The 13,286-nt window shown below is 59.5% G+C and carries 9 protein-coding genes; 1 reads left to right on the forward strand and 8 read right to left on the reverse strand.

What is annotated here, in order from left to right; translation table 11 throughout:
- Positions 1–22 precede the first annotated feature (22 nt).
- The 4 genes from AC1RJ3_RS02190 to AC1RJ3_RS02205 form a co-directional block, all read right to left on the reverse strand.
- Positions 23–727 (reverse strand): FadR/GntR family transcriptional regulator, encoded by a 705-nt coding sequence (locus tag AC1RJ3_RS02190; RefSeq protein WP_054598230.1) that lies wholly within the window; start codon positions 725–727, stop codon positions 23–25.
- A 68-nt stretch (positions 728–795) separates the two neighbouring features.
- Positions 796–2,109: a C4-dicarboxylate transporter DctA gene (locus AC1RJ3_RS02195; RefSeq protein ID WP_103319429.1), complete on the reverse strand. Its 1,314-nt coding sequence runs from the start codon at positions 2,107–2,109 to the stop codon at positions 796–798.
- Between the two features lie 259 nt (positions 2,110–2,368).
- Positions 2,369–3,622 carry a serine hydroxymethyltransferase gene (gene glyA / locus AC1RJ3_RS02200; RefSeq protein ID WP_054595500.1) on the reverse strand — a complete coding sequence of 418 codons (1,254 nt, stop codon included), beginning with the start codon at positions 3,620–3,622 and terminating at the stop codon, positions 2,369–2,371.
- A 279-nt stretch (positions 3,623–3,901) separates the two neighbouring features.
- Positions 3,902–7,750, reverse strand: coding sequence for a sensor domain-containing protein (locus tag AC1RJ3_RS02205; protein WP_347928836.1), 3,849 nt, complete (start codon positions 7,748–7,750; stop codon positions 3,902–3,904).
- Between the two features lie 285 nt (positions 7,751–8,035).
- Between AC1RJ3_RS02205 and ettA the strand changes: the two genes are divergently transcribed.
- Positions 8,036–9,700: an energy-dependent translational throttle protein EttA gene (ettA, locus tag AC1RJ3_RS02210; RefSeq protein ID WP_054595502.1), complete on the forward strand. Its 1,665-nt coding sequence runs from the start codon at positions 8,036–8,038 to the stop codon at positions 9,698–9,700.
- Between the two features lie 78 nt (positions 9,701–9,778).
- Here ettA and AC1RJ3_RS02215 read toward each other — a convergent pair whose 3' ends face one another.
- The 4 genes from AC1RJ3_RS02215 to AC1RJ3_RS02230 form a co-directional block, all read right to left on the reverse strand.
- On the reverse strand, positions 9,779–10,270 hold the full coding sequence (locus AC1RJ3_RS02215; protein ID WP_347928838.1) for a GreA/GreB family elongation factor: 492 nt from the start codon (positions 10,268–10,270) through the stop codon (positions 9,779–9,781).
- A 117-nt stretch (positions 10,271–10,387) separates the two neighbouring features.
- The gene (locus tag AC1RJ3_RS02220; protein ID WP_347928840.1) at positions 10,388–10,693 is read right to left on the reverse strand and encodes a chorismate mutase; all 306 of its coding nucleotides are present in this window, start codon (positions 10,691–10,693) and stop codon (positions 10,388–10,390) included.
- A 159-nt stretch (positions 10,694–10,852) separates the two neighbouring features.
- Entirely contained in the window at positions 10,853–12,706 is a 1,854-nt protein-coding gene (locus AC1RJ3_RS02225) for an Lnb N-terminal periplasmic domain-containing protein (protein WP_493077242.1), read from the reverse strand.
- An 85-nt stretch (positions 12,707–12,791) separates the two neighbouring features.
- A complete protein-coding gene (locus AC1RJ3_RS02230; protein WP_054595506.1) occupies positions 12,792–13,280 on the reverse strand; it encodes a DUF3015 domain-containing protein in 489 nt (162 codons plus the stop codon).
- Between the last annotated feature and the right edge of the window lie 6 nt (positions 13,281–13,286).

Here is a 13,286-nt window from a genome sequence, read left to right on the forward strand (position 1 = left end):
CGATAGGGGATTCTACAAACAGTTATTGGCCCAGATTGTCATCCGGGATATTCAGTTCAATACCCATGCGCTGTCCTTCCTGAAGGATGTGCCGGCGCATTTCGGCGCTGGCCAGGGCGCTGTTTTTGCTGCGGATCGCGCGGACCACGGCTTCGTTTTCTTCCAGCCGCCCGGCCAAGTGTTCCGGGGAATTGCGCAGCATCTCGGCGCTCTGTTTGAGGGCGTTGCTGGTTTGCTGCACGACGTTCTGGAAAATCGGGTTCGAGGTCAGGGTGAACAGCTCTTCGTGGAACGCGATGTAGGCGTTCATTCCGGCTTCGCTGTCGTTGGCTTCGAGGGCTTCGCGCATGTCCATCAGCGTCAGGCGCAGTTGGCCGATTTCCTTGCTGCTGATGGACTGGGCAACCAACCCGACAATGAACGGTTCGAGTGTGTAACGCAGTTGCAGCACATCCTCGAGACTGGCGCCGGCTACGCCACTGTCGTTGGCTGGCGCGTCGTTCAGGTTGGCCTCCAGCACCACCACGCCTTTGCCGGGCATGGAGCGCACCAGGCCGAGGGTCTCCAGCACGATCACCGCTTCACGCAGGCTAGGCCGGCTGATACCCAGTTGTTCAGCCAGTTCGCGTTGCCCCGGCAACATGTCGCCCGAGCGCCACTGCCCGCGTGCCAAGGCGGCGCGGAGCTTTTCAACCACTGAATTTACAACTGTCGACGAGGTGATCACTGTTTGCTCCATGAGAGACGGTAAAACGCTCAATTGTTGTGCCTGCCAGTGACAGGCACAAGGTTCGGTCAAAATTCTTGCTGATGCGCCGGCGGTGCTGATTTACGTGACTGGAAGGTGTAGCCCTGCTCGCCGGACAGTACCTTGTTGGCACGCTGGACATCGATGTCTTTTTCCCAGCGGGCGATGGCCACGGTGGCGACGCAGTTACCGATCAGGTTGGTCAGTGCCCGGCCAATGCCCATGAACCAGTCCACCGCCAATACCAGCACCAGGCCCACCACCGGAATCGCCGGGATCGCGGTCAGGGTTGCCGCCAGAATCACCAGGGCCGAGCCGGGAATGCCGTGGGCACCTTTGGAGGTGATCAGCGAAACCAGCAGGATCGTCAGCAAATCGCTCATGGCCAGCGGTGTTCCGGTGGCGTTGGCGATGAACACGATGGCCAGGGTCAGGTAGATCGAAAAACCATCGAGGTTGAACGAGTATCCGGTGGGAATCACCAGGCCAACCGTCGAGCTGCCGATACCCAGGTGCTCCAGTTTGCGCATGATTTGCGGAAGCACGGCGTCGGAGGAGGCGGTGCCCAGGACGATCAGCAACTCTTCGCGCAAGTACTTGAGAAAGGGCAGCAGCCGCAGGCCGGAAAGGCGCATCACCAGACCCAGGATCAACGACACGAACACTGCGCATGTCAGGTAAAACAGGCCGATCAGGCTGCCCAGATGTTGCAGGGAGTCCAGGCCATATTTGCTGGTGGTGAAAGCAATCGCACCAAACACACCAATCGGTGCCAGGCGCACGATCATGCCCATGATGCGGAAGATCACATGGCTGAGCTCGTTGATCAGTCGCGAAATTCCCGAGGCTGCTTCACCCACCAGGTTCAGCGCGCTGCCGAACAAGACCGAGAACAGCAGCACTTGCAGGATGTTGTTGTCGGCAAAGGCGCCAATCACCGAGGTCGGGATCAGGTCCATCAGAAATTGCGTGGTGGTGTGCATGTGCTGGCCGCGCTGGGCGATATCGCCCATGTCGGCGGTGGAAAGCTGATCCAGATGAATGTTCGCGCCGCTGCCGATGCCGGTGCTGAATGCGAACACCAGACCGATCACCAGGGCGATGGTAGTCAGCACTTCGAAGTAGATCACCGATTTGAGGCCGATGCGTCCGACCTTTTTCAGGTCGCCTGCGCCGGAAATACCGCTGACCACCACGCAGAACACGATCAGGCCGATAAGCATTTTGATCAGTTTGATGAAGCCGTCGCCGAGGGGTTTTAACTGGGCGGAGTATTCGGGAAGGGTCAGTCCGCAGATGATGCCGAGCACCAGTCCAAGGACAACTTGAAGGAAGATTGAGCGCGAGCACCATCTGAGCATGGGAGGAATCCTGGTGAGTGTCCTGGGTGCCGTGCGCTGTGCGCATCAGATTCAGGACTTAATTATTGTGGTCTTACCGGTATGTCCAGTGCAGGCGCAGTTTAGGCGCTGTTTTCAGAGGGCTGCAAGCGGAAAATGACGAATTGGCTTTACCGGTCTTACCAGCTGTGCGGTAAGGGCCGATCTTGAGCGGTTTTGCAGGCGAAAAAAAACCGGCCATCTCTGGCCGGTTTCTTTTTGCTGCGGTTAAGCGGGCTGATTAAGCGCCGTATACCGGCAGCTTCTTGCAGATGGCCTTGACCTTCTCGCGAACGGCATCGATCACCGCTTCGTTGGAAAGGTCAGCCAGGATGTCGCAGATCCAGCCGGCCAGCTCTTTGCACTCAGCCTCTTTGAAGCCGCGAGTGGTCACAGCCGGAGTACCGAAGCGCAGGCCGGAGGTGACGAACGGGGAGCGTGGATCGTTTGGAACCGAGTTCTTGTTCACGGTGATGAACGCTTTGCCCAGAGCGGCGTCGGCGTCTTTACCGGAGATTTCCTGCTTGATCAGCGACAGCAGGAACAGGTGGTTTTCAGTACCGCCGGAGACCACGTCAAAGCCGCGCTCGATGAACACGCCGGCCATGGCCTGGGCGTTCTTGACCACTTGTTGCTGGTAGGCCTTGAACTCAGGCTGCAACGCTTCCTTGAAGCAGATCGCTTTAGCGGCGATCACGTGCTCCAGTGGGCCGCCTTGGGCGCCCGGGAATACCGCGGAGTTCAGTTTCTTCTCGATGTCGGCGTTGGCGCGAGCCAGGATCAGGCCGCCACGTGGACCGCGCAGGGTCTTGTGGGTCGTGGTGGTGACCACGTCAGCGAATGGCACCGGGTTCGGGTAGACGCCAGCAGCGACCAGGCCGGCTACGTGAGCCATGTCGACGAACAGGTAGGCGCCAACCTTGTCAGCGATTTCACGGAAGCGCGGGAAGTCGAGGATCTGCGAGTAGGCAGAGAAACCGGCCACGATCATTTTTGGCTTGTGCTCAACAGCCAGACGCTCGACTTCGTCGTAGTCGATCAGGCCGTTGCTGTCGATACCGTACTGAACGGCGTTGTACAGCTTGCCGGAGGAGGAAACACTGGCGCCGTGGGTCAGGTGACCGCCGTGGGCCAGGCTCATGCCCAGGATGGTGTCGCCCGCTTGCAGCAGGGCCAGGTAAACGGCGCTGTTGGCTTGCGAGCCGGCGTGTGGCTGAACGTTGGCGTAATCGGCGCCGAACAGTTGTTTGGCACGGTCGATGGCCAGTTGCTCAACCACGTCGACGTACTCGCAACCGCCGTAGTAGCGCTTGCCTGGGTAGCCTTCGGCGTACTTGTTGGTCAGAACCGAGCCTTGAGCTTCCATCACCGCTGGGCTGGTGTAGTTTTCCGAAGCGATCAGCTCAATGTGTTCTTCCTGGCGCTGAGCTTCTTGCTCCATGGCGGCAAAAAGGTCGGCGTCGTACTTGGCAATAGTCAAATCACGGCTGAACATGGCGGTCCTCAAGGATCGGGGGGCAGAAAAGGAAAGCATTCTAACCCAATGGGTTTTGTCTGGCATATGAAAGGACATCATGTCGCAGACAAGTGGTGTTCATGAGCCATTGGGGCGACGAATAACGCCTGTGGCGAGGGAGCTTGCTCCCGCTGGATTGCGAAGCGATCCCAAAATGGGTGAATGTGGTGTGTCAGGTGCAGCACGGTTGTGGTTTTGCGAATGCTTCGCCCGAGCGCGGACCGGCCGGCGGGAGCAAGCTCCCTCGCCACAAGGATTTCAGTCAAACATGAACAACGCATCATTGCTGAACTGCGCTTCGAAACGCGCCGCCGGCATCGGGCGGCCAAACAGATAACCCTGCACCTCGTCGCAGCCGTGTTCACGCAAGAAGTCGAGCTGTTCGTGGGTTTCCACGCCTTCGGCGATCACCGCCAGGTTCAGGCTATGGGCCATGGCGATGATCGCCCGGGCAATCTGCGCGTCCTGTTCGCCGGACGGCAGGCCGTCGACGAAGGTCCGGTCGATTTTCAGCACGTCGATCGGGAACTGCTTCAAGTAGTTCAGCGATGAATAACCGGTGCCGAAGTCGTCGACCGCGATGCTCAGGCCGAGGTTTTTCAGCCCGGCGAGAATCTGCATGGCTTCGCTGACTTCACGCATCAGGATACTTTCGGTCAGCTCCAGCTCCAGGCAAGCTGGTGGCAGGCCCGTGTCCTTGAGGATGGTGGCGATGCGCGTGCCAAGCTGGCCGTCGGAGAATTGCCGTGCAGAGATGTTCACCGAGACTTTCGGGACGCGGACCTTGGCCTGGTGCCAGGTTTTGAGCTGACGGCAGGCCTCGCTGATCACCCAGTCACCGACATCCACCACCAGTCCAAGCTCTTCGAGCACTGGAATGAAGTCTCCCGGTGGCACCAGTCCGCGACGTGGATGCCGCCAGCGCAGCAGGGCTTCGGCGCCGGTCAGGCGTTTACCGTCGCCGCTGAATTGCGGCTGGTAGTACAGAACGAATTCGTTTTGCTCAAGGGCGTGGCGCAGGTCGCTTTCCAGTTCCAGGCGCTCCAGGGCGCTGGCGTTCATGTCCGCCTGATAGAACTGGAAGTTGTTCTTGCCGCGCTCCTTGGCGTGGTACATCGCCGTGTCGGCGTTCTTCATCAACTGACTCAGTTCATTGCCGTCCTGCGGACTCAAGGCGATGCCGATACTGGCGGTGACAAAGAACTCGCGGCCTTCGAGGACAAACGGTTTCACCAGGCTGGCAAGGATTTGCTCGGCGACATGAATCGCCCGGTTCAGCGCGATCTCGCGGCTGGCACGCGGTTGCAGGAGCAAGGTGAACTCATCGCCGCCCATGCGCGCCACCGTGTCGTCATCGTCGACGCAAGCGAGCAGGCGGGTCGCCATTTCCTTGAGCATGCGGTCGCCGGCGGCGTGGCCGAGGGAGTCGTTGATCGGCTTGAAACGGTCGAGATCGAGGAACATCAGCACGACCCACGACTTCTGCCGCTCCGCCGATTGCAGCGCGGTGTGCAACCGGTCCTGGAACAAGGTGCGGTTGGGCAGGTGGGTCAGGGCGTCGTAGTAGGCGAGGCGGTGAATCCGCTGTTCGCTGGCCTTGCGCTCGCTGATGTCACTGAAAAAGCACACGTAGCTGGCGAGGTCGCCTTCGTCATCGAGTACTGCCGTAATGCCGACCCACGCCGGGTAGTGTTCACCGTTGCGGCGCTTGAGCCAGACTTCGCCTTCCCAGGTGCTGTGCTGGTGCAATTGCTTGAGCACATAGCGCAGGTGGGCTTCCTGTTGGTCATCGACGGTCAGCATGTTCGGCAACTGGTCCAGGACCTGCGCCACTTCGTAACCGCTGACGCGGCTGAAGGCTTCGTTGGCCTGCACGATGTAGCCGGCCGGGTCGGTGATCAGAATCGCCGACGTCGAGTGCTCGAAAACCGTGGCCGCCATGCGCAGGTCTTTCTCGGCGCGGCGCTGCTGGCTGATATCGCGACCGACCCCGAGCACACCTTCGAACGCGCCATGTTCATCCCAGACCAGGACCAGGCGCAGTTCGATCGGGATCTTGCGCCCGTCGGCGCGCAAGCAGTCGAACAGGAACAGCTGGGTTTGCACCTGGCTGCGCAGTTGCGCCAGTTGCTCGGGTTTATCCAGGGCTTTGCTGACCCGGTCCATCAGGCTGTAGATGCCGGTCAATTGTTGCGGGTTGGCGATGGTTGATTGCCAGCCATTCTGGAAGATCCAGTCAACGTCATAGCCGAGCACGGCGTTCACTGACGGGCTGACGTAATTGAGCGAGAGTTTGCTGTCGGTGGAGAAAATCACGTCGCTGATGCTTTCAGCGAGCATCCGGTAACGCTGCTCGCTGTCGCGCAAGGATTCGCTGGCTTCGATCTGATCGGTAATGTCTTTGGCCACGCCAATGATGCGGGTGACCTGGTCATGTTTGTCCCGCGCCAGCGCCTGTTCGCGGATTTCGAAACGTCGCCATTTGCCGTCGCGGTGACGGAAGCGCAACTGGCACTGCATCAGTTGGGTGTAACCGGCCTGGCGCTGTTCCTGCCGCAAGCGGTGGTAGTGATCGGCATCTTCGGGGTGCAGCAGAATCTCCCAGAAGTATTCGCCCATCTGGTGCAGTTCGGTTTTGCTGTAACCCAGCGTCTGGCCCAGGTGGTGGTTACTGAAAATCATCCGCTGGCTGATCACGTCCTGTACGTAGAGATGATCAGGGACGGTACGCACGACATCCGACCAGAAACCTTCACGCTCCAGCAGCGACAACTCGACAATTTTACGGCTGGTGATATCGCTGATGCTGAGGATCACCGCTTTGGCGTCGTGCTGTGCTTGCGGCAAATGCAATACCAGCCACAGATGCTGGTCGCGGCCCTGGGTGTCCCTGAGCTTGATCTCCAGTTCCAGCTGTTTCTGCTGGTTGAGCACGGCATCGAGTAACTGGTTGCCGATAGCGTTGCCATCCAGTGGCCCGCCTTCGATCAACAGCTTCCAGGCTTGCTCGCTGGACTGGACGTTGAGCAGGTGCAAGGCGACCTGGTTGACCTCGGTGATGCGCAACTCCTGTAGCAACTGTCGGCGTTGTTCGGGGTTCTCCAGCCACCGCTGCAATTGCTCGCTGGTGTGCAGTTGCGCCTTGTCGAGGCAGGCTTTGAGTCCGGAGAGATCCAGTACACAGAGCGCAACACCGGTGCCGTCGAAAATGTCCCGATAGCGCCGACGTCCGTCGTGCACCTGACGCTGGCGTCGGCGCATATTCAACAATGCGATGAGTGGTAGCAGCGAGAAGGCCAAACCCAGCAGGCATTTGCCGATAAACACCGGCAGCAGTTGTTCGAACACTCGTTGCCGGTCAAACAGCCCGCGTAATTGCCAGTCGCTGTTACTGAGGGGGACGACCAGTACGCTGTTCGCCAGGTCATTGGCGTTTACCGTGCCCGGTTTGTTCGAGGGTAATCCGTCGTCGCGGCTGACGATCTGTTGGTTGATGCGGTTTTCCACCACCCACAGCGGACGGATTCCTGTGTCACTCTGCTTGGTCAGTGAAGAGAAAAACGTCGGCCGCAGGCGCAAGACCCAGTAGTCGCGCGTGCTGCCGCTGGCCTGGTGCAGCAACAGGTTCACCACCGAGCCGTCGTTGGCGTTGCTGAAGTAATGCACCTGCGCGTGACTGCGCCGGACCAGCTCGCTCAGGTAGCCGGCATCCTGGCTGTCGCTGGCGCTGTCACTGAGGATTTTCCCCGAGGGGCTGAGCAGCGCGAGGCTGAGTAAATCAGGTAGCGATTGCTGCAGTTTGCGCAGCAGCGCCTGTTGCTGATCAACGGTCTGCGGTTTTTCGACGATCGGTAGCAGATTCAGTGCGATCTGGGCGTTGAGCGTCATGTTCAGGCTGACTTGCGCGGCCAGATCGGCGGTGTAGTCAATGGTGTACTGGCGCTGGCTGTTCTGGGTTTCGCTCAGTTGGTCGAATAATTGCCAAAGCAGCAGTCCGATCAACAGTAGGACAAGCGTCGCCAATGCGCCTTTCAAGGTGCCGCGCAGGGGCGATCCGGTCGCAGAACTCAGTGCGCTCACGGACGAAGGCGGAGTGACATTGGACAAACTGTGATCCTGCGGTTTGGCTGGATTGGCGCGACGTGCACTATAAGCCGGACGCCCGGAGGGCGGCTAGCATGCCTTGAGTTGTGGCAAAGTGCCAGCCCCTCTCGGCTGGACTGCCTTCCGTCATTAAGGTAGCTTTGCCGGTTACGCGGGAGCGTTCCAGCTCTTAGACTCAGGCTTTTTTCGCGCGCACGTATTGATAGCAATCAATCGCAGGCGGCGCGTATGGCCTGGCCCGGGCTTCGCCCGTGCTTATATTCATCAGTCACTGACCCTAGGTTCTCCATGGCTCAATACGTCTTCACCATGCATCGGCTGGGCAAAGTTGTTCCGCCGAAGCGGGAAATCCTGAAAAACATTTCGCTGTCGTTCTTCCCGGGCGCCAAGATCGGCGTACTCGGCCTCAACGGCTCGGGTAAATCCACACTGTTGAAAATCATGGCCGGCGTCGACACCGAGTTCGACGGCGAAGCCCGTCCGATGCCGGAATTGAACATCGGCTACCTGCCGCAAGAGCCGCTGCTGGATCCGACCAAGACCGTGCGTGACGTGGTCGAGGAAGCGGTCAGCGTGATCAAGGACGCGCAAGCGCGTCTGGATCAGGTCTACGCCGAATACGCCGACCCGGATGCCGACTTCGACAAGCTGGCCGCCGAACAGGCCAAGCTCGAAGCCATCCTGCAGGCGGGCGACGGTCACAACCTGGATCGCCAGCTGGAAGTCGCCGCCGACGCGCTGCGTCTGCCGGCCTGGGATGCGAAGATCGAACACCTGTCCGGTGGTGAAAAGCGTCGTGTGGCCCTGTGCCGCCTGCTGCTGTCCGCCCCGGACATGCTGCTGCTCGACGAGCCAACCAACCACCTGGACGCCGACTCCGTGGCCTGGCTGGAGCATTTCCTCCACGACTTCCCGGGTACCGTGGTTGCGATCACGCACGACCGTTACTTCCTGGACAACGTTGCCGGCTGGATTCTGGAACTTGACCGCGGCGCCGGTATTCCTTACGAGGGCAACTATTCGGGCTGGCTTGAAGCCAAGTCCGACCGTCTGGCCGCCGAATCCAAGCAGCAGTCGGCCCATGAAAAGGCCATGAAGGAAGAGCTGGAGTGGGTGCGCAAAGGCGCCAAGGCCCGTCAGTCGAAATCCAAGGCGCGTCTGCAACGCTTCGAAGAAATGCAATCGCAGGAATTCCAGAAGCGTAGCGAAACCAACGAGATCTATATCCCGGCCGGTCCTCGCCTGGGCGACAAGGTCATCGAATTCAAGAACGTTACCAAGGGCTATGGCGATCGCGTGTTGATCGACAACCTGTCGTTCTCCATGCCTAAAGGCGCCATCGTTGGCGTGATCGGTGGTAACGGTGCGGGTAAATCCACGCTGTTCCGCATGCTGATGGGCAAGGAACAACCGGATTCGGGCAGCATCGAAGTCGGTGAAACCGTGCAACTGGCCTGCGTCGACCAGAGCCGTGAAGACCTGGACGGCAGCAAGACTGTGTTCCAGCAGATCTCCGACGGTTCCGACCAGATCCGCATCGGCAACTACGAGATCCCGTCGCGCACCTACGTGGGTCGCTTCAACTTCAAGGGCGGCGATCAGCAGAAGTTCGTCAAGGACCTGTCCGGTGGTGAGCGTGGTCGCTTGCACCTGGCCCTGACCCTGAAAGAGGGCGGCAACGTCCTGCTGCTCGACGAACCGTCCAACGACCTCGACGTTGAAACCCTGCGTTCGCTGGAAGAAGCCCTGCTGGACTTCCCGGGCGCCGCCATTGTGATCTCTCACGATCGGTGGTTCCTTGACCGCGTCGCGACTCACATCCTGGCGTACGAAGACGACTCGCAAGCGGTGTTCTTCGAAGGTAACTACACCGAGTACGAAGCCGACCGCAAAAAGCGTCTTGGCGATGCCGCTTCCCAGCCACACCGGGTGCGTCACAAGAAACTGGCCTGATCGGCTGGTTACATGAAAAACGGAGCCTTCGGGCTCCGTTTTTTTTTTGCGTGAGCTTTCTCTGGCTCCGGGCGCGGTTCAGTTCGGTTCGATGCGGATGATTTCGATCAACTGATCGCCGGCGGGTCGTTGCCAGAGCACTTCGTCATTCAACTGTGCACCGAGCAGCGCCCGTCCCAGCGGTGAGCTCCAGTTGATCAGGCCTTTGGCGGCATTGGCCTGGTCTTCGCCAACCAGTTGCACGCGTCGTTCGGTGCCCCGTTCATCGGCGTAGGTCACCCAGCTGCCAATCTGAACCTTCTTGGTGGAAGTGGCCGGTGTCACCACTTGAGCGCTTTGCAGGCGTTGCTTGAAGTAACGCAGATCACGCTCGAGATCGGCCAGCCACTGTGGGTCAGCCTCCTCGCGGGCCGATTGTTCGCCGTGCTGGTTTTGCAACTCGGCGACTTTGGCCTGCAGCAGGGCGAGGCCTTCGGGCGTGACGTAGTTGGGCTGCGTGCTGACCTGGCGTTCTACCGGCTGGTCGGCTTGTGGGGTGGCGTTATCTTCATTGACGAAAGCGCGGCTCATGGCGGTTCTCCCTGAATGGGGTTTTGGCCATCGTCGCAGGCTTCTGGTTTCCAAGGTTGTCCGAAAACGACCTGCTGCGAGCGATAGCCCCTTGCTACACCCGTGGAAGGGTGCTGATCAATCCATCGTCGTGGTTGCAAGGTGAGCGTGTTCAGCCAGTTCCTGTTCGATGAACGCGGCGATCATGGCTCGATACACCTGCTCGATGACCTGCGGGTTGGCACCGACCTCTTCAGCCAGTGCCCGGACTTTGGCGATGACCTGTTCAACACGCTGCGGTGCTTTCACCGCGTCGCTGTCTTTCTTGAAGCGAGCGGCCTGCGACACATAAGCGCCGCGCGCGGCCAACAGGCTGACAATTTGCCGATCCAGCCGGTCAATGTTTTCGCGTACTTCCTCGAGGGAGCGGCAGTTGGCATCCATGTAGTTTGAGCTCCTTGTATAAACATAGTCTTTAACGTCGGGGGATTCACACTCCCCTTGTAGGAATACAGCTTGCTGGCGATGCAGGCTCCTCGGTCTGCCAGTAGAACGGCAGTGATCCCTTCGCCAGCAAGCTGTGCTCCTACAAGGGCGCGGGGTTCAATAGTGATACCACTTCACTTCCAGCATAACCTCGTTTTCGGGGGACGCGATGTGGCTGAACTCCCGTTGGGCGCTCAGGCGCAGGCCGAGGTTACGCGACAGCTCCCACTGCTGGTTCAGACTCAGGCTACGTCGCACTTCACCGTTGGTGAAGTAATCACCTTTGGTTTCCAGGCTCAGATTGCCCAGCGGGTTCTTCCACAGAACACCGCTGTTGAAGCCGGCGGCGGGCGCGATGAAACCGGCAAAGTCGCTGTTGTGCTCAATGCGCACAGTGCCAAGGGCGAAGCCCAGTACGTCGTCGCCCAGTTGCCAGGTGCCACCGGCGCCGCCGTTGACATGGCTGACCAGGGTTTCATCGTCGTGCTTTCCCGGTACTCGCTCCAGGCCGCCGGTCACCTGCCAGGACCACGGTTGCAGCAGCTCGTTGCGCGGGGTCAATGAGCGGATGGTCGCCAGGTCCAGTTGCTGCAATTGCCAGTGATTGCCTTCGTACTGGCGCAGCTTCATCTGGAGAATTTCAATCTGCGCACCGAGTGGAAAGCTTTCGGCGTTGTCGTTGAGGTCGTGATAGGCCATGCGCAGGCCATATTCACCAAAGGTTTTGTCGCCACGGGTGCCGATGCCGGCCTGCCAGGTGCGCGATTCGTGACCGTTTTCCGGCAAGCCCGGGCGTTCGATGGACAACTCCGGTGGCGGGTTCTGATTGATCGCCCGCAGCAGCTCGAAGCTGCGTTGCGCGCGCTGTGGATCGCGTTCCTGGCCGTTGGCGCGGTAGCGCTCAAGACGGTAGGCCGCGTCGATAATCAATGCCTGACGATCACGTGGCAGCGCCTTGAAGGTCGGCTCCTGCAAGCGTTTCTGGTCGGCGCTGACCTTCAACACCCATTGCTGCTCATCGCCTGAGAGCGGTTTGGCGCGGCTCAACAGCTCACGTTCGCGGGATGGGCGGTAATCGATTTTTTCCACCAGCCCGGCGTCTTTCACGGCTTTGATGGTGTCGGTGGGAATCGCCGTCAGCGGGAATTGTTCGGTGAGCCTGAGGCTCGGTCTTGCGACTTGCAGCAACTCCAGCAAGCGGTAGGAGCAGTTTTCATCGAAGAAGAAATAATCGAACTGAATCTGCTTGAGCTCCCAGACGTGCTCGACCATGCGCTCGGTTTCTGCCTGCGTCAGGTTCAACCGGTACTCCCACAGATCGCGGTTTTCCAGGCTGCGGTATTCCGAGAGTTTTTCCTGGTAGGGCACCAGCGCGAACAACCCCGGATAGCCGCCCATCAGGCCTTTCCAGGCATACAGAATGCTGTTGTCCGAACCTTCGATATAGGCACCGAAATTGATCGCGTAACTGAGCAGGGCCGTGTGGTCGGTTTGCACGTCAGCCTGATCGATGCGCAACAAGGTATGACCGAACATCGATGACGGGCTGTTCAGATAGGCTGCCGGAAAAATCATCACCGCGCTGTGGGGTGATACGTCCTTGAACCATTGTTTGAACTCGCTGCAATCCACCGTCGGCAAATCGTTCAGGTTCAGTTGGGCTTTCAACCAGCGGGTACGCGCCGGGTAAATACATTGCGCGTGCTGCTGGCCTTTACTGGCCGGGGCATAGAGCGCTTGTACGGTGGCCGCCAGCTCTGCGTCGGGATGTTCGGCACCCTTGGCTGCCAGGAAGAACTTCTTGTCGCTGACATAGCTGCGCCAGCCGCCGAGTTTTGCGCTTTCGTAGTGGCCCAGGGAAATCCAGAACCGGTCGTTGGCCAGTTGCTGCAAACGTTGGTTGTCGATCAGAGGCGCGGCGGACAGCGGGGCGCAGGCAAACAGCGCCAGACAGGCAAGGCGTTTGAGCATGGTGGGCTACTTAATTAAAAAACCCCAAAGCAGGTCGGGTTCAAAAAACAAAACCCGCCCGGGTGAGGGGCGGGTGAGGCCGAGCTTAAGCCGGGGTGGCATATTTGGCCAGACGAGCATCGCCTTTGAGTACCGCCAGGGTATTGGTGTGCACGTCTTCAGCAGTCACATCAGCCTTGCTGAAAATCTGCTGGAAGTGCTCGTGGGTGACGGTGGCGAAATACGCACGGTCTTGCGGTGCGACGCCCAGTACCACTGCATAAGTGGTCAGCGCTTCGCCGGAGCCCTTGGCCATGTCTTCGGACAGTTCGTTCATCATGCCGTTCATGGCGATCCAGGATTTGCCGCCATAGGTCAGCGCGGCGTTGGTTGCGCAACCGTTGGTGCCGGATGTCATGCCGAAAGTGGCGTTGCCAGAAGTGCCGTTGGTGGTGGATGCCAGGAAGTGTGCCGGGGTGCCACGCTGACCTTCGAACAGCATGTTGCCCCAACCGCAATCCGGGCCGCCTGGCGCCTGGGCCATGGCGTTGAGGGATGCAACGGTGAAGAGAGTACCAAGAAGAATCCGTTTCATAGCTGT

Source organism: Pseudomonas sp. GW822-FHT04C11 (assembly GCF_058800905.1).

Excerpts from the sequence above, each read along its gene's own strand:
- AC1RJ3_RS02195 (WP_103319429.1), bottom strand. The coding sequence starts at position 2,109 with ATGCTCAGATGGTGCTCGCGCTCAATCTTCCTTCAAGTTGTCCTTGGA.
- glyA (WP_054595500.1), bottom strand. The coding sequence starts at position 3,622 with ATGTTCAGCCGTGATTTGACTATTGCCAAGTACGACGCCGACCTTTTT.
- ettA (WP_054595502.1), top strand. The coding sequence starts at position 8,036 with ATGGCTCAATACGTCTTCACCATGCATCGGCTGGGCAAAGTTGTTCCG.
- AC1RJ3_RS02215 (WP_347928838.1), bottom strand. The coding sequence starts at position 10,270 with ATGAGCCGCGCTTTCGTCAATGAAGATAACGCCACCCCACAAGCCGAC.
- AC1RJ3_RS02220 (WP_347928840.1), bottom strand. The coding sequence starts at position 10,693 with ATGGATGCCAACTGCCGCTCCCTCGAGGAAGTACGCGAAAACATTGAC.
- AC1RJ3_RS02225 (WP_493077242.1), bottom strand. The coding sequence starts at position 12,706 with ATGCTCAAACGCCTTGCCTGTCTGGCGCTGTTTGCCTGCGCCCCGCTG.
- AC1RJ3_RS02230 (WP_054595506.1), bottom strand. The coding sequence starts at position 13,280 with ATGAAACGGATTCTTCTTGGTACTCTCTTCACCGTTGCATCCCTCAAC.